At 70.5% G+C, this 21277-nt stretch carries 24 protein-coding genes; 12 read left to right on the top strand and 12 right to left on the bottom strand.

Annotation, left to right across the window (positions count from 1 at the left end):
- Positions 1-81: 81 nt before the first annotated feature.
- Entirely contained in the window at positions 82-1296 is a 1215-nt protein-coding gene (locus J2754_RS02195) for a class I SAM-dependent methyltransferase (RefSeq protein WP_342590099.1), read from the bottom strand.
- On the bottom strand, positions 1293-2387 hold the full coding sequence (locus J2754_RS02200; protein ID WP_211086560.1) for a 60S ribosomal export protein NMD3: 1095 nt from the start codon (positions 2385-2387) through the stop codon (positions 1293-1295). Before J2754_RS02200 ends, J2754_RS02195 begins: the two co-directional genes overlap by 4 nt.
- 250 nt (positions 2388-2637) lie before the next feature.
- On the opposite strand from J2754_RS02200, the gene htpX reads away from it, so the two are divergent.
- The 3 genes from htpX (at position 2638) to radA (ending at position 5282) form a co-directional block, all read left to right on the top strand.
- The gene (htpX, locus tag J2754_RS02205; protein ID WP_211086561.1) at positions 2638-3525 is read left to right on the top strand and encodes a zinc metalloprotease HtpX; all 888 of its coding nucleotides are present in this window, start codon (positions 2638-2640) and stop codon (positions 3523-3525) included.
- A complete protein-coding gene (gene pspAB / locus J2754_RS02210; RefSeq protein ID WP_188877416.1) occupies positions 3525-4121 on the top strand; it encodes a PspA-associated protein PspAB in 597 nt (198 codons plus the stop codon). The genes htpX and pspAB overlap by 1 nt, the downstream gene beginning before the upstream one ends.
- A gap of 126 nt (positions 4122-4247) precedes the next feature.
- Positions 4248-5282, top strand: coding sequence for a DNA repair and recombination protein RadA (gene radA / locus J2754_RS02215; RefSeq protein ID WP_211086562.1), 1035 nt, complete (start codon positions 4248-4250; stop codon positions 5280-5282).
- 9 nt (positions 5283-5291) lie between these two features.
- Here radA and J2754_RS02220 read toward each other — a convergent pair whose 3' ends face one another.
- The gene (locus tag J2754_RS02220; protein WP_188877420.1) at positions 5292-5528 is read right to left on the bottom strand and encodes a GIY-YIG nuclease family protein; all 237 of its coding nucleotides are present in this window, start codon (positions 5526-5528) and stop codon (positions 5292-5294) included.
- Between the two features lie 44 nt (positions 5529-5572).
- Positions 5573-6340, bottom strand: coding sequence for a nickel pincer cofactor biosynthesis protein LarB (larB, locus tag J2754_RS02225; protein ID WP_211086563.1), 768 nt, complete (start codon positions 6338-6340; stop codon positions 5573-5575).
- A gap of 118 nt (positions 6341-6458) precedes the next feature.
- Here larB and J2754_RS02230 point away from each other — a divergent pair, with 118 nt between their 5' ends.
- A complete protein-coding gene (locus tag J2754_RS02230; RefSeq protein ID WP_020222877.1) occupies positions 6459-6626 on the top strand; it encodes a DUF1931 family protein in 168 nt (55 codons plus the stop codon).
- Positions 6627-6650: 24 nt separating this feature from the next.
- Here the strand turns inward: J2754_RS02230 and rpiA are convergent, their stop codons facing one another.
- From rpiA to J2754_RS02250, 4 genes are all read right to left on the bottom strand, one after another.
- Entirely contained in the window at positions 6651-7352 is a 702-nt protein-coding gene (rpiA, locus tag J2754_RS02235) for a ribose-5-phosphate isomerase RpiA (RefSeq protein ID WP_211086564.1), read from the bottom strand.
- 71 nt (positions 7353-7423) lie between these two features.
- The gene (locus tag J2754_RS02240) at positions 7424-8545 is read right to left on the bottom strand and encodes an ORC1-type DNA replication protein (RefSeq protein WP_211086565.1); all 1122 of its coding nucleotides are present in this window, start codon (positions 8543-8545) and stop codon (positions 7424-7426) included.
- A gap of 81 nt (positions 8546-8626) precedes the next feature.
- Positions 8627-10615 (bottom strand): MutS-related protein, encoded by a 1989-nt coding sequence (locus tag J2754_RS02245; RefSeq protein WP_211086566.1) that lies wholly within the window; start codon positions 10613-10615, stop codon positions 8627-8629.
- Between the two features lie 40 nt (positions 10616-10655).
- Positions 10656-10988: a hypothetical protein gene (locus J2754_RS02250; RefSeq protein ID WP_188877426.1), complete on the bottom strand. Its 333-nt coding sequence runs from the start codon at positions 10986-10988 to the stop codon at positions 10656-10658.
- A 92-nt stretch (positions 10989-11080) separates the two neighbouring features.
- Here J2754_RS02250 and larE point away from each other — a divergent pair, with 92 nt between their 5' ends.
- Positions 11081-11908 (top strand): ATP-dependent sacrificial sulfur transferase LarE, encoded by an 828-nt coding sequence (gene larE / locus J2754_RS02255; protein ID WP_188877428.1) that lies wholly within the window; start codon positions 11081-11083, stop codon positions 11906-11908.
- Positions 11909-12219: 311 nt separating this feature from the next.
- Here the strand turns inward: larE and tatC are convergent, their stop codons facing one another.
- Complete coding sequence (tatC, locus tag J2754_RS02260) at positions 12220-13341, bottom strand: twin-arginine translocase subunit TatC (RefSeq protein ID WP_211086567.1); 1122 nt, start codon at positions 13339-13341, stop codon at positions 12220-12222.
- A gap of 92 nt (positions 13342-13433) precedes the next feature.
- Between tatC and J2754_RS02265 the strand changes: the two genes are divergently transcribed.
- From J2754_RS02265 to J2754_RS02275, 3 genes are read left to right on the top strand one after another with little or no spacing between them, the layout of a single operon-like run.
- A complete protein-coding gene (locus tag J2754_RS02265; RefSeq protein ID WP_211086568.1) occupies positions 13434-15731 on the top strand; it encodes a twin-arginine translocase subunit TatC in 2298 nt (765 codons plus the stop codon).
- 40 nt (positions 15732-15771) lie between these two features.
- Entirely contained in the window at positions 15772-15966 is a 195-nt protein-coding gene (locus tag J2754_RS02270; RefSeq protein ID WP_211086569.1) for a CopG family transcriptional regulator, read from the top strand.
- A complete protein-coding gene (locus J2754_RS02275) occupies positions 15959-16672 on the top strand; it encodes a queuosine precursor transporter (protein WP_211086570.1) in 714 nt (237 codons plus the stop codon). Before J2754_RS02270 ends, J2754_RS02275 begins: the two co-directional genes overlap by 8 nt.
- On the opposite strand, the gene J2754_RS02280 is transcribed toward J2754_RS02275, so the two are convergent.
- Both J2754_RS02280 and J2754_RS02285 read right to left on the bottom strand, forming a co-directional pair.
- On the bottom strand, positions 16673-16840 hold the full coding sequence (locus J2754_RS02280) for a hypothetical protein (protein WP_211086571.1): 168 nt from the start codon (positions 16838-16840) through the stop codon (positions 16673-16675).
- Positions 16841-16882: 42 nt separating this feature from the next.
- Positions 16883-17659, bottom strand: a complete 777-nt coding sequence (locus J2754_RS02285; RefSeq protein ID WP_245332864.1) for a 23S rRNA (uridine(2552)-2'-O)-methyltransferase — start codon at positions 17657-17659, stop codon at positions 16883-16885.
- Between the two features lie 123 nt (positions 17660-17782).
- On the opposite strand from J2754_RS02285, the gene J2754_RS02290 reads away from it, so the two are divergent.
- The 4 genes from J2754_RS02290 to J2754_RS02305 all read left to right on the top strand — a co-directional run bounded on the left by J2754_RS02290 (position 17783) and on the right by J2754_RS02305 (position 20680).
- Positions 17783-18823 (top strand): NAD(P)/FAD-dependent oxidoreductase, encoded by a 1041-nt coding sequence (locus J2754_RS02290; RefSeq protein WP_211086572.1) that lies wholly within the window; start codon positions 17783-17785, stop codon positions 18821-18823.
- A 114-nt stretch (positions 18824-18937) separates the two neighbouring features.
- Positions 18938-19681: a DNA polymerase sliding clamp gene (locus J2754_RS02295; RefSeq protein WP_211086573.1), complete on the top strand. Its 744-nt coding sequence runs from the start codon at positions 18938-18940 to the stop codon at positions 19679-19681.
- Positions 19682-19754: 73 nt separating this feature from the next.
- The gene (locus J2754_RS02300) at positions 19755-20009 is read left to right on the top strand and encodes a hypothetical protein (protein WP_211086574.1); all 255 of its coding nucleotides are present in this window, start codon (positions 19755-19757) and stop codon (positions 20007-20009) included.
- A 41-nt stretch (positions 20010-20050) separates the two neighbouring features.
- Positions 20051-20680 carry a uracil-DNA glycosylase gene (locus J2754_RS02305; RefSeq protein ID WP_211086575.1) on the top strand — a complete coding sequence of 210 codons (630 nt, stop codon included), beginning with the start codon at positions 20051-20053 and terminating at the stop codon, positions 20678-20680.
- A gap of 10 nt (positions 20681-20690) precedes the next feature.
- Here J2754_RS02305 and J2754_RS02310 read toward each other — a convergent pair whose 3' ends face one another.
- Entirely contained in the window at positions 20691-21272 is a 582-nt protein-coding gene (locus J2754_RS02310) for a protein sorting system archaetidylserine decarboxylase (RefSeq protein ID WP_211086576.1), read from the bottom strand.
- Between the last annotated feature and the right edge of the window lie 5 nt (positions 21273-21277).

Below are 21277 nucleotides of genomic sequence, written 5' to 3' on the forward strand. Positions count from 1 at the left end.
TTCTACCCGAGCGCCCAGACGACCGCCGCGCCGACGACGAGCAGCGCCAACAGGAGCGCGAGCCAGACGTGGCGTTCGCCCTCACCCATCGCCGATCGTGGCGTCCAGCACGCCGTGAACGACGCCCTCGCTGTGCGTCTTCACGACGCGCGATTCGACGTTCGAGACGCCGACACCGCGCTCGTCGCAGACCGCGCGGACGCACTCGATCGACCGCGCGGGGAACAGCCCCTCGGGACACGCCGTGTGGACGTGCACCGTCCCCGACCCGTCGAGGGCGTCGAGCGCCGCCGCGAGGTAGTCGCTTCGCGGGTCGGTTCCCCCGCCTCTCCCACGTTCGCCCCCTGCACGCCCATCCCACTCGCTCTCGTCTCCTGCACGTCCGCTCATCTCGCGTCCGTCCGCAGCTTCGCCCGGCTCTGTGCCGCTCGTCGCCCCGCGGTCGCCGCCCGCCGGCGCGTCGGCCGCCGCGTCGCTTCGCCCCGCGCTGTATCCGCCGAGGCTGTCGTAGTACCCCATCACGACGCGCTCGACGGGGTCGACGCTCTCGTACTCGCGGCAGTCGCCGAGCACGCACTCGACGCGCCCCGCGACGCCGTTCAACTGGGCGTTCTCCGCGAGGTATCGGAAGGCGGTCGGGTTCCGCTCGACGGCGGTCACGCTCGCGCCGGCGCGCGCCATCGGGAGCGCGAAATACCCCACGCCGGCGAACATGTCGAGGACGCGCTCGCCCTCGCGCACGACCTCGCCCATCCGGGCCCGCTCGGCCTTGTTGCCCGGCGAGAACATGACTTCCGCGAGGTCGAGGGCGTACTTCGTGCCGTGCTCGGTGTGGATCGTCTCCGTGTCGCCGCTCCCCGCGACGACCGTCACCGCGGGCTCGCGCGCCTCGCCGCGCACGCCGTCGCGCGCGAGCACCGTCTCGGCCTCGCCGTGGAGGTCGAGGAGGACCTCGCCGACGGTCGTCCTGTCGGCCGGGTCGTAGCCGTCCGGGAACGTGACGAGGACGACGTCACCGACCACCGCCCACGACGACGGCGCGGCCGCGATCGCCTCCTCGTCCCACCCGCGCTCGCGGAGGCGGTCGTCGAGGCCCGCCGTCCTGAACGCGGGGTCGTCCTGCTCGATCAGGGCGTCGAACGTCGTCGCGCGCGGTTCGGCGAGGACGGGCAACTCGACGCGCTCGGCGTCGTGCGCCGTGACCCTCCGGGCGTCGTCGTAGACCCCCTCGGCTTCGAGGCCGTCGAGTTTCGCCTCGGTCTCGGTCTTCGGAACGACGACGGCGAGCGCGTTCACGACGGCAGGACGTGGAGACCCGCGCACGATTTCAGCACCGGTACCTCGGCGTCGTCCGTGTCGAGGTAGTCCGGACGCGCGACCGTCACGGACGCGTACGTCTCGGGGTCGAGGACCTGCACGGCGTTCTCGTCCTCGACGGCGACGAGCGTCGTCTCCGCCGCGTCCTCCCGCGTCCCGAGCTTCCGGGCCTCGGGGGCGTCCCCGACCTCGTGATTCGCCTCGTAGGGCTCGCCGGTCGTCAGGCGCACGCCCTTCAGGTTCCCCTGCACGGAGCGCACGAGCACCGGCCCCCCGTCGTCGTCCGCGAGGTCGATGACGTCGCCGGGAACGAACGCCGGGAGCCGAACGGCGAACGTCACCCGATACACCTCGTTGCCGTCCTCGTCCTCCGTCACGAGCGTCTCCGAGGAGTCGTACGCTCCGCCGAGCTCCTCCGTGAGCTTTCGCGCGACGTTCTTGCCGATCTTGGTGTCGGAGAGCTTGAGATCGAGGCCCTCGGGCTTCTCCGAGACCTCCGTAACGAACGCGTTCCGATCGCCGGTGGCCTCCATCGAATCGGTGATCTCCTCGGCGATCTCCCGGGCGCGCCCCGTCTCCTCGCTCGTCGGCGTCCGATCCCCGACGGCGCGTACCTGCACGACGCTCGCGTAATAGTCGCCCGCGATCCGACCGCATCGCTGACAGGTCTGCCTCCCGATCTTCACCGGAACGGTGAACTCCTCGACGCGGGGTTCGCCGCGGACGACGCCGGAGAACTGACAGTGCATCCGGATCGTCGTCTCGTCGACCTGCTCGGGGTCGACGCCCCACGAGACGTCCTCCGCGTCGACGTGGACGCCGAGCGCTTCCGAGACGGACTCGATGGCGACGTCCGTGTAGTCGCGCGCGCCGACGTCCTCCCAGCGGTTGTCGCGTTCGACGGCCCCGCAGTGCGCGCAGACCGTTACCTCCACGCGGTCGGGCCGATCGACGAGGTCGAAGTCCTCGAAGTAGCAGTCGTTGCAGAGCGCCCGCTCGCGGCGAGTGTGCCCCGTCGCCCCCTCGGGGGCGGGATCGCCACAGCGCGGGCAGAAAACGGCATCGCTCATGTTGGCCCGAATACGGCGCGAGAACGGTTAAACTCGGCCCTTCCGTGTCCGCCCTCGGTGGCGCCCCGCTTCGAGCACGGCGCCACGGGACTGGCCGCCGTTTCGCTCGCCGTCGCGCCCCGTTGCTCGCCGCGTCGTCCACGGTGCCGGCGCGAGTGGCGTCCGCGTCTCTACCGACACCGGCGGTGGTCTCCCGTCACCGATCCACCGTGGGGACGGCTTTTAGTCTCACGTCGCCAACGTCGAGTGTATGGAGTGGCACACGGACTGGGGCCTGCGGGCCCGGATGGTCCTGACGATGGTCCTGCTGTTCGTCCTCTACCTCGTCTTCGCGGGAGCGCTCGTCACGTACCTCGGCGGCGGTCTCCTCTTGATGGCGCTCTTCATCGGGGGGTTCTCGATCGTCCAGTACTTCTTCAGCGATCGGCTCACGCTCTGGAGCATGGGCGCACGCGAGGTCACGGAGGACGAGTACCCTCACTTACACGGTACCGTGGGACGACTCGCGCAGGGCGCGGACCTCCCGAAACCCGATGTCGCCGTCGTCGACTCGCGCGTCCCGAACGCGTTCGCCACGGGGCGCTCGAAGAACCACGCCGCGGTCTGCGTCACGACCGGCCTGCTCGAGACGCTGAACGACGAGGAGCTCGCGGGCGTCCTCGCGCACGAACTCGCGCACATCAAACACCGCGACATGGCGGTGATGACCGTCGCGTCGTTCCTCTCGACGATCGCGTTCGTCATCGTGCGCTGGGGGTGGCTCTTCGGCGGCAACAGCCGCGACCGGAACGCCGCGCCGGTGTGGGTCGCCATCGTCGTCTCGCTCGTCGTCTGGATCGTCTCCTACCTGCTCATCCGCGCGCTCAGCCGCTACCGGGAGTACGCCGCGGACCGCGGCGGGGCGCTCATCTGTGGCAACCCCGCGGCGCTCGCCTCCGCGCTGCTCAAGATCGACGGCCGGATGGACCGCGTGCCGACGGAGGACATGCGCGAGCAGGCCGAGATGAACGCGTTCTTCATCATCCCGCTCTCGGGGGGGACGCTCACCAAACTGTTCAGCACGCACCCGTCGACCGAGAAGCGCGTCGAACGCCTCCGCGCGCTGGAACGCGAGATGGAGACCCGAACGAGCGCGTGATGGGGCTCTTCGACACCGTCCGTGACGTCCTCGGTCTCAGCGCCGAGGCGGACGCGACGCGACCCGCGGACCCCGAGGACTTCTTCCAGTTGAACGCGGCGTCCGTCACGATGGAGGCCGATCTCGACTACCGACCCGCCGATCGGGCCGGCCTCTGTCTCTCCGCCATGGACTCGACGGACTTCCGGAGCACCCTCCGCGACGTCGAGGACGTCCTGGAGGGCGGGGGGTTTAGCGAGATCCGCACGGACGATCACGGCTACACGTGGGCCGTCGTCGACCGCGACGACATCACCGACCTCACGACCGAACTCTACGTCGCCGCGGACACGCTCGCCGACCGCGGCTACGGCGATCGGCTCCTCGCCGCCGTCTTCCCGTTCGATCCCCTCGACGGCGGTCGCCCGATCTACTGGGTCTACTCGTTCAAGCGCGGGTCGTTCTACCCGTTCGCGCCCGCCGGCGATCACGAGCGTGATTCGAGCACCGAGGTGACGCTCCAATCCGTCCTCGACGGGGAACTCGACGTCGAATCCGACACCGCGTACTGGTACCCTCTCTGGTCCGACGCCCCCGGTGGCCACCCCTGGGAGTAGCGGATCTGCTCTTCTCGCTTGAACGTTCGCCTCGACCCGACGAGCGACCGGTTCACGCCTCGTAGTTTCACTTTCACCCTCCTGTGTACGAGGGTTTATCCCCACGGGCGCACAACGGAGGGGTACATGCCCGATGTAGACCTCGAGGAGCTCTCCGGCGTCGGCCCCGCGACCGCCGAGAAGCTCCGTGACGCCGGCTACGATTCCTTCCAGAGCATCGCCGTCGCCAGTCCCGGCGAGCTCTCCAACACCGGTGACGTCGGCGAGTCCAGCGCCAGCGACATCATCCAGAGCGCGCGAAAACACGCGGACATCGGCGGCTTCGAGAGCGGCACGTCCGTCCTCGAACGCCGCGAACAGATCGGCAAACTCACGTGGGGCGTCCCCGAGGTCGACGACCTCCTCGGCGGCGGCGTCGAGACGCAGTCCATCACCGAGGTGTACGGCGAGTTCGGCGCTGGGAAGTCCCAGGTGACCCACCAGCTCTCCGTCACCGTCCAGCTCCCCGAGGAGCACGGCGGCCTCGAAGGATCCGCCATCTTCGTCGACTCCGAGGACACCTTCCGCCCCGAGCGGATCGACGACATGGTGCGCGGCCTCGACGACGACGTCCTCGCCGACACCATGGAACTCCACGGTATCGAGGAGGGCGATCCGACCGACGACGCGGACCTCGACGAACTCGTCCAGCGCGTCCTCGACAAGATCCACGTCGCCAAGGCGTTCAACTCCAACCACCAGATCCTCCTCTCCGAGAAGGCCAAGGAGGTCGCCCAGGAGAACGAGGACACCGACTGGCCGGTCCGCCTGCTCTGCGTCGACTCGCTCACCGCGCACTTCCGCGCGGAGTACGTCGGTCGGGGCGAACTCGCCGACCGCCAGCAGAAGCTCAACAAGCACCTCCACGACCTCCTGCGGATCGGCGACCTCCACAACACCGCGGTCGTCATCACGAACCAGGTCCAGTCGAACCCCGACTCGTTCTTCGGCGACCCGACGAAGCCCATCGGCGGGAACATCCTCGGACACACCTCCACGTTCCGCATCTACCTCCGCAAGTCCAAGGGGGACAAGCGGATCGTTCGGCTCGTCGACGCGCCGAACCTCGCGGATGGCGAGGCGATCATGCGCGTCCAGGACGGCGGCCTGAAACCCGAGTAACGCGCGTCGCTACTCGATCAGGCGCTCCTTTCGCGCCCGCGAGAACTGCTTGATCTCGTACTCCCGGCTCATCGCCGCGCTCTTGGTCTCGTACGCCTCGGTGTGTCGGAGTTCCACCGGCGTCCGCCCGCGCGTGTATTTCGCACCCTCGCCGGCGTCGTGCTCTCGCACGCGGCGCTCGACGTCCGTCGTGTACCCCGTGTAGAGACTTCCGTCGGCACATTCGAGGACGTAGACGTAGTGCACGTCGCCTACTCCCCGCCGCGTCGGATTGACCGTTTCGCTCGTCGTCACTCCGCGCGCGCCGCCGCGATCCGCCGGGCGATCAGGCCGGCCTGTGCGCCCGCGACGAATCCCGCGTCGACGTTCACGGCCGACAGTACCGTACAGGACTGCAACATCCCGAGCATCGCGGCCTCGCCGCGTCCGCCGTGGCCGTATCCCGTGGAGACGGGCAGCCCGATCACGGGCGCGTCGAGCAGTCCGGCGACGACGGTCGGAAGCGCGCCCTCCCTCCCGGCGGCGACGACGACGACGTCGCACGCGCGCAGTTCGTCGACCCGATCGAGGAGGCGTGCGATGCTGGCGACGCCGACGTCCTCGACCCGCATCGTTCGCGCCCCCATCTCCGTCGCCACGGCGTCGGCCTCCCCCAGCGCCGCGGCGTCGCTCGTCCCGCCCGAGACGAGGCCGACAGTGGCGTCCAACGCGGGCGGCTCGAACGCCGGCGCGTGGGCGACGACCACCCGTGCGCGCTCGTCCACGGTCACGTCGGCGTCGGGGTGTTCTTCCGCCATCGCCGCGCGGACCGCGGCCCGCCGCTCGTCGTCAGCGCGCGTGACGAGCGCGCGGCCGGCCGTCTCCACCGCGGTCGCGGCGAGCGCGCCGACCTCCGCCGGGGTCTTGCCCTCGGCGAGAATCGCCTCCGAGACGCCGCGACGGGTCTCTCGGGCGGCGTCGAACCGCCCCGCGTCCGTCGTCGCGTACCCCGCGAGCTCGGCCTCGGCTTCCGCGACCGACAGCTCGCCGGCCGCGAGCCGTTCGAGCACGTCACGCATAAACGACCCGTCGCCCCCCAAATACAGGTGGGTTTCGCTTCCCGATCCCCGGACAGAAGCCCCTCTCACGTCAGTTTATGGGAAGCCTTATTAACAAGGCAAGTAAAGCAAACGCCGTATGGCAGACCTCATCGTTAAGGCCGCCGTGAAGGAAGCGCTCGAGGAGAAGAACGTCGCGTCCGACTTCTACGATGCGCTCGACGAGAAGGTCGAGGACCTCCTCGACGACGCCGCCCGCCGCGCCGAGGAGAACGGTCGCAAGACCGTTCAGCCGCGCGACCTGTAAACCAGACCTCTCCGTTCCTCCGTTTTATTCGACCGCGTAGTCGTATCGCTCGACGCCGTCGTCCGTTCCCACCAGCACCGCGTCGGCGAGGCCGACGAACAGGCCGTGCGCGACGACGCCCGGGATACCCGCGATATCGACCGCGAGCGCGTCCGGGTTGGCGAGCGCGCCGAACGCACAGTCGAGCACGAGGTTCCCGTTGTCCGTCACCACCGGTCCGTCCTTGTGCACCGCGGCGCGGAGCGTCGGCTCGCCACCGAGGTCGTCCAGCGCGGCCTCGACGGGCCGGCGGGCGGACGGGAGCACCTCGATCGGGACCGGGGCGTCGAGTCCGCGCGCGGCCTTCGTCGGGTCCGCGACGACCAGGAACCGGTCCGCGGAGGCGTCGACCACTTTCTCGCGGGCGTGCGCCGCGCCGCCGCCCTTGATCAGCGCGCCGGTCGCCCGGTCGAACTGGTCGGCGCCGTCGATGGCGACGTCGACGCTCTCGACGTCGTCCAGCGTCGTCAGGGGGACGCCGACCTCGCGGGCGAGCTCGCGCGATTGGAAGCTCGTCGCCACGCCCGTCACGTCGAGGCCGGCGTCCACCCGACGCCCGAGCGTGCGGATCGCGTGCGCCGCCGTACTCCCCGTTCCGAGGCCGACGACGTCGCCGTCGTCGACCGCCTCCGCCGCCCGCTCGCCAGCGTGTCGTTTCGCCGTCTCGCCCCCGCCAGTGCGCTTCATACCCGCCACCTACGACCGGGAGCCCAAAAACGGTCCGAAGGGGCCGAACCCGAATCGTTCACTCTCCTCCACTACAGCCGGCGCTCGACGGCGTCGGCGTCGTGTGCGAGCGTCAGCGTCCGCGAGCGTCCGCGCCCCTCGAGGCTCTCGTAGCGCGCGTCGATGAGGTCGAGTCGGTCGAGCTTGTTCACGAGCTCGGTGTACCGCGTGTACCCCAGGTCCGTCCGCTCGGCGAACGCGTCGTAGACGTCCCCCGCCCGGTCGCCGTCGTGCGCCGCGACCGTTTCGAGGAGGGCGCGCTCGACGTCGCTCAGCGCTTCGATGTCGCGCGTGAGCCGGTGGTTGCGCGCGCGCTCGCTCACCGCCTCGATGTCCTCGATCGAGACCGTCTCGGAGGCCCGCGATTCCGCGTGGAGGCCGGCGCGGCGCAGCATGTCGATGCCGACGCGGAGGTCACCCGCCTCGGCGGTCTGCTCTGCCACCCGATCAAGGACGCTCATCGGGAGCGCGCCGTCGCGGAAGCCGACGCGGACGCGCTCACCGAGGATGTCCGCCACCTCCTCGCGGTCGTAGATCGGGAAGTACGCCTCCTCCGGCCGGAAGACGGACTGAACGCGCCCGTCCAAGGCTTCCACGACGTCGAGGTCGGTGTCCGAGGAGACGAGGACGACCCCGACCTTCGCCCCCGGATGCGTCTCGTGGGCGCGCAACAGCGAGTAGAGCGTATCGCTCGCCTCGTTCTCGTAGAAGAGGTAGTTGACGTCGTCGAGCGCGACGACGAGCACCTCCTCCTCGTCAACGAGGCGGTCCGCGACCTGCCCGAAGAGCTTCTTGAACGACACCCCGGACGAGGGCGGTTCGTAGTCGAAGATCGACTGGAACACCCGCGAGAAGACGCCGTAGCGCGTCCCGTCCACCTGGCAGTTGACGCGGACGGGCCGGACGCCCGGCTGCCCGCCGAGCTCGCCGAAGAGCTTCTGGATCGCCGTGGTCTTACCCGTCCCCGGGGGCCCGCGGACGATGGCGTTCAGCGGTCGGTTCCCCCGGACGGCGGGGCGGAGGGCGTACTGGAGCGTCTGGAGTTGCGACTCGCGGTGACGGAACGCCTCGGGCACGTAGTCGATCTCGAAGACGTGCTCGTCGCGGAACACCGACTCGTCCCACGACAGCATCCCGTCCGAGTCGTCGGCCATCGCCGTGACGTGGGTCCGCACGCCACATAAGCCTTCGCGGGCGATCGCCGCCGCCGCATCACCCCGCTTTCCCGACGCCCCTCACGGTCCGTCCCCGTTGAACTTCGCCAGCAGGTCCTCGTAGAACGCCGCGTCGTCCGCTTCGCCGGCGAGCTTTTCGACGATGAGCTCCGGGGTCGAGCGCGCGAGCAGGTCCTTCACCGGCGAGCGCTCGACGACGAGCTCGCCGTCCTTCAGACCGACCGCCCGGATCCCGTCCACGTCGACCTCGTACTCCGCGGCGTCGCGGATCTCGCCCGCGAGGTGGGAGACGAAGACGCCCGTCGCGCCCGCGCCGTGGAGCGCTTCGAGGATGCCCGCGACGATCTTCGCGGACGCGCCCGGCTCGGTGATCGACTCCAGCTCGTCGACGAGCACGCACTTCGCGTCCGCGCCCCGCGTGAGCGCCGCGAAGTCGCGCAGCGTCGACTCGAAGGCCCCGGCGTCGAGCGTCCCCTGGCTCTTCGCGTGGTAGTGGAGCTCCTCCACCGCGGGGACGCGCGCCGACTCGGCGGGCACCGGCAGTCCCATGTGCGCGAGCACGACGACGACGGCGACGAGGTCGAGGGTGCTCGTCTTCCCGCCCGAGTTCACCCCGGAGAGGAGCGCGACGCCGTCCACCGCGTAGTCGACCGGCTCGACGTCGTTGAACGGTACGTCGAGCAGCGGCGAGCGCCCGCCCTCGATCTCGAAGCCCACGCCGCCGCGCTCCGCGGGCGTGCAGTCGAAGTCCGCGCAGAAGCGCGCGACGGCGAGCTCGACGTCCAGCTCGAGGGCGTCCCGCACGAGCACGCTCGCACCCGCTCTCAGGTCCGCGAGCCGCCCCGCGAGGTCGCGCTTGCGTTTGGCCGCGCGCCGATCGCGTTCGGCGACGAGCGCCTCCCGCAGCCGCGAGACTGCCTCATCGCGGCGCTCGACGGGATACGTCGGCTCGTCGCCGAAGATCCGCACCGCGCGCTCGGCCTCGTCGTTCCGGAGCGCGAGCGCGTCGCGGACGTGCTCGCGCGCCGCCGCCACCGCCGCCGCGTACTCGTCGGCGAGCTCGCGCGAGAGCAGCGAGTCGACCCCCGCGCCGCGTTCGACGAGCGAGAGGAGGTCCGCGCCCTCGATGGTGACGTCCCGCTCCTCGATCGCCGCCCGCAGCCGGTCGTTCGCCACCGACTCGGCGGTCGAGACCGCGGCGTCGAGGTCGTCGACGGCGACGTTCAATCGCTCCAGCTCCTCGTCGCCCGCGACGCTCCCGTCCGCCGCGAGGTCGTCGAGCGCGTCCTCCAGCTCGTCGAGGTCGAGCGGCGCGTCGACGCCCGCGCGTCGGTGGACGGCGGCGGCCGCGCGCAGCGACGCGCGATTCGTCGCGAAGAACGCGAGCGCGCGCTCCGGGATGTGCTCCGCCGGGTGGTCGAACGCGCTCGGGTCGACCGTCACGTCCCCCTCGATGGCGACGCCCGCGAACGCCTCGTCGAGCGCGACCACCGACGAGTAGCCGCGCGCGAGGTCCGCGAGCCCGCGCGCGTCGTCGACGATCTCCACGGGGAGCTTCGGGAACGCCGCCGTCGCCGCCTGATACGTCTCGGCGTCGGCGGTGGCGAGACAGCGATCCCGGACGGTGACGTCGTCCGGCCGCTCGATCGGCTCGACGTCCGCGAGCGCCTCCGCCACCGAGGGGTCGAGCGACCGCTCGTGCGCCCGCTCGGCGAACGCCGCGACCTCCTCGATCCGCGAGGCCGACGCCGTCGGGTAGAGCGTCGCCAGGCGGTGCTCCGCGTACGTCGTCGTCGCGCGCTCCTGCAACAGCCCGAGCACCGCGTCGTACACCTCGCGGGCGCGGTCGGTGGCGAGGAACCCGCCGGGATCGTCGTGGCGCGCTCGGATCGCGCCGCGGACGATGCGCGCCGCGCGTCCGGTCGAGATCCCGGGCGCGGACGCCACGGCGGCGACGTCCTCGCGTTCGAGCGCCCCCGCCGGGTCGTCGAGCTCGCGGAGCCGCTCGGCCGTCTTCGCGCCGACGCCGGGCACGTCCTCCAAGTCCATCGCCGGTGAATCGGGCGGCATCGGAAAAAAGCCCTCGCCCTCAGTAGTGCGCGTACTCCTCCGGGTAGAGCAGTGCCTTCCGCCAGCGCCACGCCGCGCCGACGGCCCGCACCACCGCCCCGACGACGAGCGCGGGGACGTAGCAGGCGAGTACGAGACCGAGCGTCCACGTCGCGCCGTCGCTCGCGAGGCCGAGCGCCTCGAACGCCGTCGTCGCGGCGTCGACGAGTAGCGCTCCCGGAACACCGAGCACGCCGAGCGTGGCGTTCGTGCCGACGAGTGCGTGCGTCAGGACGAGCAGTGCGAGCGTCGCGAACGACCACCAGACGGCGCGTCCGCTCACCCAGCGCGCGACGTCGTCGATGTCGAACATCGGGCGTTCGGACGCGCCCCGACGGCTTAAAACGCCCGTCACGGCTCGCCTGACCGGTACACGGAAGGCGGTGGCGACCGGAGACGAGAGACATGACCGTCGAGGCCAAACTCGACGCGGCCCGCGACGCCCTCGCCGAGCGCGACGGCGTGCTCGTCGCGTTCAGCGGCGGAGTCGACTCCGCCGTCGTCGCCGCCATCGCGCACGACGCGCTCGGCGACGACGCCGTCGCCTGCACCGCGAAGAGCGAGACGCTCCCCGAGGCCGAACTCGCGGACGCGAAACGCGTCGCCGAGGAGATCGGGATCCGCCACGAGCTCGTCTCCTTCAGCGAACTCGACGACCCAAAATTCGTCGAGAACGACGGCGAACGCTGCTATCACTGCCGCTCGATGCGCCTCTCCGAGATGTTCTCGGCGGCGCGCGACCTCGGCATCGACACCGTCTGCGACGGCACGAACGCCTCCGACCCCGGCGAGAGCCACCGCCCCGGCCTCCGCGCCGTCGACGAACTCGACGCCTACTCGCCGCTACGCGCGGCCGATATCACGAAGGACGAGGTCCGGGAGATCGCCGAGCGATACGACCTGAGCGTCGCCGAGAAGCCCTCGATGGCGTGTCTCTCCTCGCGTATCCCGACCGGTCTCGAAGTCACCGAGGAGAAGCTCTCGCGCGTCGAGAGGGCCGAGAAACTGCTCCGAACCTGGGGGTTCGAGCAGTTCCGCGTCCGCGACCACGACGGCCTCGCGCGCATCGAGGTCGCCCCCGAGGAACTCGACGTCGCCCTCACCACGGAGTTCGCCGCGGCCGCCCGCGAACACCTCTCGGACGTCGGCTTCGAGCACGTGACGCTGGACCTACACGGGTATCGGACGGGATCGGTGTCGTCGGGGAGTGAGACGGCGGACGCCGACGACTGACACATCCATCTTTTTCCCGCTCGGGTTCGCCTGCGGCGAACCGCTCGCGCCAAAAACATGGGTGAAAAAGGCCGCGACGCTACGCGTCGCGGGGAATCGCGCTCACTACCGGGTCCTTCGGACCGCTCGTTCGCGCGAACAGCAACGTTCAGCACATCCGCTACAGCTAACGTCGCGGTTCGGTCTGCGGTCCAGCGTACTCGCGCGAAGCGCGAGTTTCACCGAGCGACGAAGTCGCTCGGCCTTTTTCACCCATGTTTTTGCGAGTCGAGGGTCGCGCGGAGCGCGACCCCTCCGCGCAAAAAGATGGTCTAGTTCCCGGTCCACCTGAGGAGCCCCAGCGTCCCCTCGAAGAGGACGATCATCGTGGCGGCGACGACGACGGGCGCGACGCCGGTCGGGTCGGGCGTGGCGAGGAAGGCGACGCCTGCGAACGCCCCCCAGAAGAGGAGGCGGCGTTCGGCGAGCCACCGCCGCGTCGTGAGCCCCATCATGATGGCGAGCATGACGAACAGCGGGATCTGGAAGACGATGGCGAGATACGCCATCAGGACGAGGATGAGGTTGAACGTCGAGCCGAGCGCGAGCGCGGCGTTGGCAACGCTCGTCGAGTAGTAGAGGAAGTACGACATCACGCTCGGGACGACGACGAAGTAGGCGAAGACGATGCCGACGACGGCGAGCACGAGGCTGGTCGGGATCGCCGCGAGGTAGTAGCGCCGCTCGTGGGGGTAGAGACCGGGGCGCATGAACGCGTACGTCTCGTAGACGATGACGGGGAGCGCGACGACGACGCCGGCGATGGAGGCGACCTTGAACTGCGTGACGATGAGTTCGAGCGGCGCGTAAACGTGCGGTTGCGCGGTCGAACTCGCCGGCAGGACGCCGTCCCAGATGAACGTGATGAGAGTGTCGCCCCACGGGAAGCAGAGCGCGCTCACGACGCCGGCGACGAGGACGACGATCCCGAGGCGGCGCACCATCTCCTCGACGTGGACGGCGATCGGCTGCTCCTGATCGGTCTCCGGCGCCCCGCCGAGCACGCCCCCTTCCTCCTCTGCGGGAGGCGTTTCCGCGCCGTCGTGTTCCTCGATCGGGGAGCCCTCGTCCGCGACGGTCGGGCCCTCGTCGGGAACGGACGGATCGCCGGTGTCCGGGACCGAGTCGGGCGGATCCGCGTAGCCGCCGTCGGCCGCGCCGTCCGCACTGTCAGCCGAGCCGCCCGCGCCGTCGGTCGAGTCGCCCTCGGAGGCGCCGTCGGCGTTCGTGGCGTCACCGTCGGTCGTCGCACCGTCGGAGGCCGTCGAGTCGCCCTCGCTCAGGTCGGTGGCGTCCGGCTCGGTCGAACCGGCGTCCACCGCCTCGGCGCGGGCGACGTCCTCGCCGTCGGCGTCGTCCCCGTCGTCGGACGGCCCGTCCGGTGCGTCTCCCATTCTCTGCCTACGATTGGCGACGCGGGCGTTATAGGCTTTCTTTTGGGTGCCGACGGGAAGATTGATAACGGGAAACCGGCTACCGGACACAAATGAGCGACCCGGGGGTCATCAGCGAGGACACGGCCCGCGCTGTCGACACGGGCCGCGAGACGATCGGCGTCGTCGTCGGGGCCGCGCGCAAGCGCCTCCAAGTCGTCTTCATCGCGTTCGTCGTCGGGCTCTTCGGCGGCATCATGGCGATGCGGACGTACATCTGGCCCGCGTTGAAACGCGACCTCATCACGAAGCTCGGTCTCGATTCGAGCGTCGAGGTCATCTTCCAGACGCCGTTCGACGTCATCCTCCTGCAGGTGAAGATCGGGATGGTCGTCGGCGTCCTGCTCGCCCTCCCGATCCTGCTCTACTACGCGAAGGGGCCGCTCGCGGAGCGCGACATCGTCCCCGACGTCTCGCTCTCCGTCTGGCACCTCGCGGGCGGCGCGCTCGTCGCGCTCTTCCTCGCGTTCGTCGGCGTCGCGTACGCCTACGAGCTGTTCTTCCCGCTGATGTTCGAGTTCCTCGCGGGGAACGCGATGAGCGCGAACATCAAGCCGATGTACTCCATCGTCGCGTGGACGCAGTTCATCCTCGTGCTCGCCATCTCCTTCGGCGTCGCCGCCCAGCTCCCGCTCGTGATGACGGCGCTCTCCTACCTCGACGTCGTCCCCTACGAGACGTTCCGCGACTACTGGAAGCACGCCGTCGTCGCCATCTTCGTCTTCGGCGGGCTGTTCTCCCCGCCCGATCCGTTCACCCAGATCATGTGGGCGGTGCCGCTGCTCCTCCTCTACGCGGTCAGCCTCTACCTCGCGAAGGTCGTGACGCTCGCCCGCCGCGGGAGCGAGCGGGTCGACCTCCGCGCCGAACTCCGCGGGCGCTGGAACGTCCTCGCGGGGAGCGCGGTCCTCGGCTTCCTCCTCGGCTACGGCTTCTTCGGCTACGGCGGCGCCGCCGCGGTGAACGACGCGCTCGCCCGCGCCGCGGCCGCCGACCTCCCGCTCGTCGGCGGGGCGCTCGACGCGTTCGCCGCCCGCGGCGTCCCGACCGCGACCGCTCTCGTCGGGCTCGGCCCCGACGCCTCGCTCGCCGTCGTCGGCGCCGTCGTCGCGCTCCTCGCGCTCGTTCTCGTGCTCGCCTACGCGGTCTACGACGCCATCGCCGCGGCCGCCCGCGCCGAGTCCGCGGTCTACGGCGGGCGCGCCCCGAAGCCCGAGAACATAAACCTCGACGTGCTCGACGCCGCGGGCGTGCGCGCCGCCCCGGACGAGCGCTTCGACGCGATGGAGGAGGACGACGCCCTCCGCCTCGCCAACGAGGCGATGGCGGACGACGAGAAGGAGAAGGCCGGTGCGATCCTCGATCGTTTCGACGAGGCCGAGGCCCGCGCCGCGGCCGAGAGCGAGGGCGAGGAGAGCGGGGACGGCACCGACGGGGCGGACGAGGCCGCGGCGGCCGAGGAGTCCGGCAACGTCTTCTCCCGGACGAGTGCGGGGATGCTCGACGCCTTCACCGAGGAGGAGACGACCGAGGACGACATCGGCGGCTACTACCACGACCTCCAGTTCATCCTCGGAAGCCTGCGTTCGCGGCTCTTCTGGCTCGTCGGCTGGTTCATGCTCGTCCTCGCGGTCGTCTTCGGGTTCCTCTACCGGGGCGGCCTCGGGTTCGTCCGCGACGACTTCATCGGGCGCATCCCCGCCGGGGCCCTCCAGGGGAACCCGGAGGCGCTCGGCTGGCCGGTCGCCCTCCACCCCGTCGAGGCGCTGATCTTCTCCGTGAAGCTCTCGACGGTGGTCGCCGCGATCGCCACGATCCCTCTCGTCCTCTTCTTCATCTGGCCGGCGCTGCGCGAGCGCGGGTTCATCGCGGCGCGTCGCGGCGTCGTCACCGTCTGGGCGGGCGCGATCGGCGTCACGATCGTCGCGGGGAGCGTCCTCGGCTACATCTACGTCGCGCCGACGATCATCTCCTACCTCGTCTGGGACGCCCTGCAGGCGCAGGTCATCATCAGCTACCGGATCAGCGACTTCCTCTGGCTCGTCTTCATGACCACGGCCGGGATCGGCCTCCTCGCCACGGTCCCGGTGACGATGTGGCTCGCGCACTGGTCCGGCGTCGTCGGCTACCCGAGCATGCGCCGGCGCTGGCGGGTCTTCGTCCTCGCCGCGTTCGGCTTCGCCGCGCTCGTCACCCCCGACAGCCTCTACACGATGGTCGTCGTCGGTGCGCCCATCGCCGTCGCCTTCTTCGTCGGTCTCGCCGGCCTCTGGATCGTCACCCTCGGCGGCCGGCGCGGCGGCGGTGGCGCGACCGCCGACGAACCCGCGCCCGAGCGACGCCCGGCGTAACGAACACGTCGTTTAACTATTCGGGTTCGAATACTCGACTATGCCCAAGATATCCGTCGACGTCCCGCAGGAGCTCCTCGACGACCTCGACGACCACGTCGGCGACGACGGGAAGTTCGTGAACCGATCGGACGCCGTGCGCGCCTCGCTCCGTAAGACGCTCGACGTCCTCGACGACATCGACGCTCGGCACGGTCGCCTATCGGACGAGCACGACGTCGGGGACGATGCCTGAAGGTGAAACGCCGCTCGCCACCGGCCGGGTCGTCCTCGTCGCGCTCTTCGTCACGGCGCTCGTCACCGCGCAACTGACCGCCGCGAAGATCCTCGCCTTCGACGTCCCCGTCTCCCTCCCCGTCACCGGGAGCACGCTCGTGATGCCGGGCGCGGCGCTCGCCTACGCGCTCACGTACTTCGCGAGCGACTGCTACAGCGAACTCTACGGTCGCCGGGCCGCCACCGTCGTCGTCAACACCGGCTTCGCCATGAACCTCGTGTTGCTCGCCCTCGTCTGGTCGACGATCCTCGCGCCCGCCGCGGCCTCCTCCATCGACCCCGGCACGTTCGCCGCCGTCCTCGGCTCCTCGACGAGCATCGTCGCCGGCTCGCTCTGTGCGTACCTCGTCAGCCAGAACTGGGACGTCTTCGTCTTCCACGCCCTCCGCCGGCGCACCGACGGCGCGTACCTCTGGCTACGCAACATCGGCTCGACGGCGACGAGTCAGGCCATCGACACCGTCCTCTTCGTCGGCGTCGGCTTCTGGCTCGCCCCGACGCTCCTCGGTGGCCGCCCGCTCCCCGGGAGCGTCCTCGCGTCGCTGATGGTCGGACAGTACCTCCTCAAAATCCTGATCGCGCTCTGCGATACGCCGTTCGTCTACGCCGTCGTCGCCCTCCTCGGCGACCGCGGGCGGGGCGGACGCGTCACGCCGACGGACTAATCACCCCGTCTCGTCCGCTTCCTCTCTCGCCGTCGACTCCGCCGACGTCGCCTCGGCGTACGACCGCGCGTCGCCGCCCGCTGCCGCGCTCAGTTTCTTCCGCCGGACGGTCATCCGATCGGTGTCCGTCCCCGTCCAGTCGAGGTCGGTCGCGTCCACGGGCTCCATACCGATCCCTCGCTCGGCGGCGTCAAAAAGACCGCACGGCCGCTACTCCTCGATCGGCTCCGCGAACCCGAAGCGCGGCTTCACGTCCGTCACTTCCACGCGGAGCTCGTCGCCCGCCGCCGCGCCGTCGACGAACAGGGTGAACCCGTCGACTTTGGCGATGCCGTCGCCCTCCTCGCCGACGTCCGTGACCTCGACGGTGAGTTCGTCCCCGACGCGTACCGGGCCGGTCAGTTTGTTCTTCCCGACGACGTACACCTCGGAGGACGACTCCCGCGAGGCGTCCGGGCTCGTCGTCCGAGAGAACGCGAACTCGCGTTCGACGTCCGCCTGGAAGTCCGCGAGGTCCTGCCCCTGGAAGACCTTCACGGCGAAGTTCCCGCCCTCGCCGAGGAGGTCGTCCGCGGTTTCGAGGGCTTGGCGGGCGAGGTGGACCGATCGGGCGTGATCGAGGTTGTACTCGCCGGTCATGTTCGGCGCCATGTCGGAGACGACGACGTCCACGCGACCGTCGGCGGCCTCGCGGATCGCCGCTCTCGTCTCGTCCTCGGTCATGTCGCCCCTGATCGTCTCGACGGGCGCGTCGCCGCGCTCCACGTCGTCGATCCGCTGGAGGTCGACGCCGATGACCCGTCCGTGCGCCCCCGCCTCCTCCGCGGCGACCTGGAGCCACCCGCCCGGCGCCGCGCCGAGGTCGACCACCGTGTCGCCGCGCTCGATGAGGTCGAACGACCGATCGAGCTGTTTCAGCTTGTACGCCGAGCGCGCGCGATACCCCTGCTGTTTCGCCCGGTTGTAGTAGTCGTCTTTTCCGGCCATGATGGCCGAAACGAGGGCGCCGCGCCGTTTACCCCCTTCGCTCGGCCGCGCCGCCGCGCCGGGAGGGCGACCGGATCGACCGCGCGCCCGATCGCTTAACATCCCGTCGTTCGTGGGTCCCGTATGGCTCACATCGGTATCGTCGGCGCCGGCCCGGCGGCGGCCGCGCTCGCACACGTCGTCGACGGGGAGACGGACGCCGACGTGACGGTACTGGAGAAGTCCGGCGGCGTCTGCGGGCGGGCCGCGACCAGACGCCGCGACGACGTCACGTACGACTACGGCGCGAACTACCTCCGCGACGACGACGCGCGCGTCAACGACCTCGTCGCCGACGTGCTCGGGACCGACGGCCTCGCGGACGTCACCGACCCGGTCTACACCTTCGACGCCGACGGCGACGTCTCGCCCGGCCGCGACGACGATCGGCGTAAGTGGAGTTACGCCGCGGGGCTGACGCAGATCGCAAAGCGGCTCTTCGCGGGGACGGACGCGACCGTCCACCGCCACACGCGCGCCGAGACGCTCGACCGGAACGCCGAGACCGAGACGTGGTCGGTCGTCGACACCGACGGCGAACGCTGGGGTCCCTTCGACGCGCTCGTCTGCGACCCACCCGCACCCCAGACCGCCGCGCTCCTCCGCGACGCGGCGTGGGACGCCGAGGCCCGCGAGACGCTGCACGCCGCCGCGGCCGCCGTCCCCTTCGATTCCATCTACACCGCCGTCCTCCACTACCCCTTCGAGATCGAGGCGCCGTACTACGCCCTCGTGAACCCCGAGAAGGAACACGCGGTCGGCTGGATCGCCCGCGAGGCGTGCAAGCCCGGCCACGTCCCCGACGGCGAGAGTGTCCTCGTCGTCCAGGCGAACGCCGACTGGAGCGCGGCGCACTTCGAGGACTCGCCCGACGAGAACGCCGCCGCGCTCGCCCGGATCGCCGCCGACATCCTCGACGACGACCGACTCGCTGACCCCGATTGGACGGACACGCAGGGGTGGCGTTACGCCCTCCCGCGCGACGGCGTCGCCGACGCCCCCGTCGCCGCCGCGCGCGAGCACGACCTCCACGTCGTCGGCGACTGGGTGGCCGGCGCGCCGCGACTCCACGCCGCGCTCCGCTGCGGGCTCGACGCCGGCGATCGGCTCGCCGCGCGGTACTGAGTCCGCTTCGCTCCCCGCACGTGCCGGGCCCCGTCGCGTCCCGCGGTCCGCACTCTCACGCGTGCGCGCGCATCCGGGGGTTTATTGTACGGGCCAGTCCTACCGACGTCCAAGATGTTCAAGGCGATCGTGAGCGCCGACACGCTCCGGGACACGCTCGACTCCGTGAGCGTGCTGGTGGACGAGTGCAAGATCCACCTCAACGACGACGGCCTCGAGATCCGCGCCGTCGATCCCGCGAACGTCGGGATGGTGGACCTGACCCTCTCCGCGGACGCCTTCGAGTCCTACGAGGCCGACGGCGGACTCATCGGCGTCGACCTCTCGCGGCTGGAGGACATCGCCGGGATGGCCGACGCCGGCCAGCTCGTCCAGCTCGAACTGGACGAGGAGACCCGCAAGCTCCACATCCAGATCGAGGGCCTCGAATACACTCTCGCGCTCATCGACCCCGACAGTATCCGTCAGGAGCCCGACCTCCCCGACCTCGACCTCCCCGCGCAGGTCGTCGTCGAGGGCGCGGACATCGACCGCGCCGTCCGGGCCGCCGACATGGTCTCCGACCACATCGCGCTCGGCGTCGACGCCGAGACGGAACTCTTCTACGTCGACGCCGAGGGCGACACCGACGACGTCCACCTCGAACTCGAACGCGAGGACCTCATCGACCTGGAGGCCGGCGACGCGCGCTCGCTCTTCAGTCTCGACTACCTCAAGGACATGAACAAGGCGCTCCCCAAGGACGCCGAAGTCACCCTCGAACTCGGCGAGGAGTTCCCTGTCAAGCTCCACTTCGACTTCGCCGAAGGTTTGGGATCTGTTACTTTCATGCTTGCACCCCGTATTCAGTCGGACTAGACGCTCCGGCGCTTTTCGACGAGACATCGGACGCTCGCGTAAGACCCACGTGCTCGCGTCGCCACGCACACGTATGCACCGTGCGCACGCGCTCGCCGGCGCGCTGTTCGTCGTCGCCGCGGCCTGCCTCGCCAATCCGCTCTACGTCGCGGCGGTTCCGGAGGCGAACGTCCTCGGCCACACCGCGTTGACCGGCGACGCGGCGGCGTTCGCGCCCGACCTCCGCTATCTCGCCCGCCTCGCGCTGAGCGCCTGTGGCGTCCTCGCGCTCGTCTTCGCGCTCGCGTCGCTCTTCGCCGGCGCCCTCCCCGCCGCGGACGAGCGCTGAGGACCGCACGGCTCTTTCGCCGCCGGCGCGTCTACTCGCCCATGAGCGATCCCGCCTTCCCCGACCCCGACGACGCCCATCCGATCGAGCCGGGCTGTGCGCGCTGTCCCGCCCTCGTCGAGGCCCGCGAGTGTATCGCGTGGGGCAACGGTCCCCTCGACGCGGACGTCGTCGCGGTCGGTGAAGCGCCGGGCGCGGGTACCCCGGACGAGGACCGGTGGCGGGGCGGCAACTGGACCGGGATGGCGTACACGGCGCGTCACTCCGGGCGGATCGTCCGCGAGCTGTTCGCGGATTCGGGACACACGGACGTCTTCTACACGAACGCGGTGAAGTGCTTCCCCCCCGACGGCGAGGGGTCGAACAGGGAACCGCGAGAGGCGGAGCTGTCGAACTGCTTCACGCACCTCGAAGCCGAGTTGGAGGCCGTCGATCCGTCGGTCGTCGTCACCACGGGGAAACACGCGACGCGGGTCATGTTCGACGCCGCGGGGCGCGACCTCGACTCGTTCCTCGACACCGTCCTCGATCCCGTCGCCTGTCCGTCGCTCGGCGCGACGGTGCTCCCGGTGCTCCACCCCGCCTACCAGCACATGTGGCTCTCGCGCCTCGGCTACGACTACGACGAGTACGCGGCGGAACTCGGATCGCTCCTCGACGACCACTGTTGATCGACTCCCGCTACGCGATGACCGTCTCGCCCGCCGTCACGCGATCGCCGACGGCGACGGCGACATCCGTCGCGTCGTACTCGGGCGGGAGGAGGACGTCGACGCGCGAGCCGAAGGAGATGTGGCCGACCCGCTCGCCCCGCGCGACGGTGTCGCCGGGTTCGACGGCGGGGTGGACGCGGCGGGCGAACGCGCCCGCGATGAGGTCGAGTTCGTAGCTGTCGGTGGTGATCCGGACGCGCTCGTTGCGCTCGGACTCCTTCGAGAACGCGGGGCGGTGTGCGCCGGGCCGGTGGTCGACGGACGCCACGACGCCGTCGAGCGGCGCGCGGTTCACGTGGACGTCGGTGACGTTCATGAAGACGCCGACGCGGACGCGGCCGTCCTCGACCTGGAGGACGCTGACGCGACCGTCGGCGGGTGCGACGACGCCCGACTCGGGGACGTCCCGGTCCGGATCGCGGTGGAACCAGAGCACGAAGCAACCGAGGGCGGCGCAGGCGAGGCCGGCGGGTGCGAAGACGAACAGCAGGGGGACGGCGAGGGCGAGCGGCGGGACGGCGTATCGCCGCGTGCCGGGCGCGAGGCGCATACCGG

It is taken from the genome of Halarchaeum nitratireducens (genome assembly GCF_017874695.1).
In the GTDB taxonomy this organism is placed as follows: Archaea; Halobacteriota; Halobacteria; order Halobacteriales; family Halobacteriaceae; genus Halarchaeum; species Halarchaeum nitratireducens.

Bases quoted from the DNA above. Each gene is read 5' to 3' on its own strand.
- J2754_RS02200 (WP_211086560.1), bottom strand. From the start codon at position 2,387: ATGAGCGATGCCGTTTTCTGCCCGCGCTGTGGCGATCCCGCCCCCGAG.
- htpX (WP_211086561.1), top strand. From the start codon at position 2,638: ATGGAGTGGCACACGGACTGGGGCCTGCGGGCCCGGATGGTCCTGACG.
- pspAB (WP_188877416.1), top strand. From the start codon at position 3,525: ATGGGGCTCTTCGACACCGTCCGTGACGTCCTCGGTCTCAGCGCCGAG.
- radA (WP_211086562.1), top strand. From the start codon at position 4,248: ATGCCCGATGTAGACCTCGAGGAGCTCTCCGGCGTCGGCCCCGCGACC.
- larB (WP_211086563.1), bottom strand. From the start codon at position 6,340: ATGCGTGACGTGCTCGAACGGCTCGCGGCCGGCGAGCTGTCGGTCGCG.
- J2754_RS02230 (WP_020222877.1), top strand. From the start codon at position 6,459: ATGGCAGACCTCATCGTTAAGGCCGCCGTGAAGGAAGCGCTCGAGGAG.
- rpiA (WP_211086564.1), bottom strand. From the start codon at position 7,352: ATGAAGCGCACTGGCGGGGGCGAGACGGCGAAACGACACGCTGGCGAG.
- J2754_RS02240 (WP_211086565.1), bottom strand. From the start codon at position 8,545: ATGGCCGACGACTCGGACGGGATGCTGTCGTGGGACGAGTCGGTGTTC.
- J2754_RS02245 (WP_211086566.1), bottom strand. From the start codon at position 10,615: ATGGACTTGGAGGACGTGCCCGGCGTCGGCGCGAAGACGGCCGAGCGG.
- J2754_RS02250 (WP_188877426.1), bottom strand. From the start codon at position 10,988: ATGTTCGACATCGACGACGTCGCGCGCTGGGTGAGCGGACGCGCCGTC.
- larE (WP_188877428.1), top strand. From the start codon at position 11,081: ATGACCGTCGAGGCCAAACTCGACGCGGCCCGCGACGCCCTCGCCGAG.
- tatC (WP_211086567.1), bottom strand. From the start codon at position 13,341: ATGGGAGACGCACCGGACGGGCCGTCCGACGACGGGGACGACGCCGAC.
- J2754_RS02265 (WP_211086568.1), top strand. From the start codon at position 13,434: ATGAGCGACCCGGGGGTCATCAGCGAGGACACGGCCCGCGCTGTCGAC.
- J2754_RS02270 (WP_211086569.1), top strand. From the start codon at position 15,772: ATGCCCAAGATATCCGTCGACGTCCCGCAGGAGCTCCTCGACGACCTC.
- J2754_RS02275 (WP_211086570.1), top strand. From the start codon at position 15,959: ATGCCTGAAGGTGAAACGCCGCTCGCCACCGGCCGGGTCGTCCTCGTC.
- J2754_RS02280 (WP_211086571.1), bottom strand. From the start codon at position 16,840: ATGGAGCCCGTGGACGCGACCGACCTCGACTGGACGGGGACGGACACC.
- J2754_RS02285 (WP_245332864.1), bottom strand. From the start codon at position 17,659: ATGGCCGGAAAAGACGACTACTACAACCGGGCGAAACAGCAGGGGTAT.
- J2754_RS02290 (WP_211086572.1), top strand. From the start codon at position 17,783: ATGGCTCACATCGGTATCGTCGGCGCCGGCCCGGCGGCGGCCGCGCTC.
- J2754_RS02295 (WP_211086573.1), top strand. From the start codon at position 18,938: ATGTTCAAGGCGATCGTGAGCGCCGACACGCTCCGGGACACGCTCGAC.
- J2754_RS02300 (WP_211086574.1), top strand. From the start codon at position 19,755: ATGCACCGTGCGCACGCGCTCGCCGGCGCGCTGTTCGTCGTCGCCGCG.
- J2754_RS02305 (WP_211086575.1), top strand. From the start codon at position 20,051: ATGAGCGATCCCGCCTTCCCCGACCCCGACGACGCCCATCCGATCGAG.
- J2754_RS02310 (WP_211086576.1), bottom strand. From the start codon at position 21,272: ATGCGCCTCGCGCCCGGCACGCGGCGATACGCCGTCCCGCCGCTCGCC.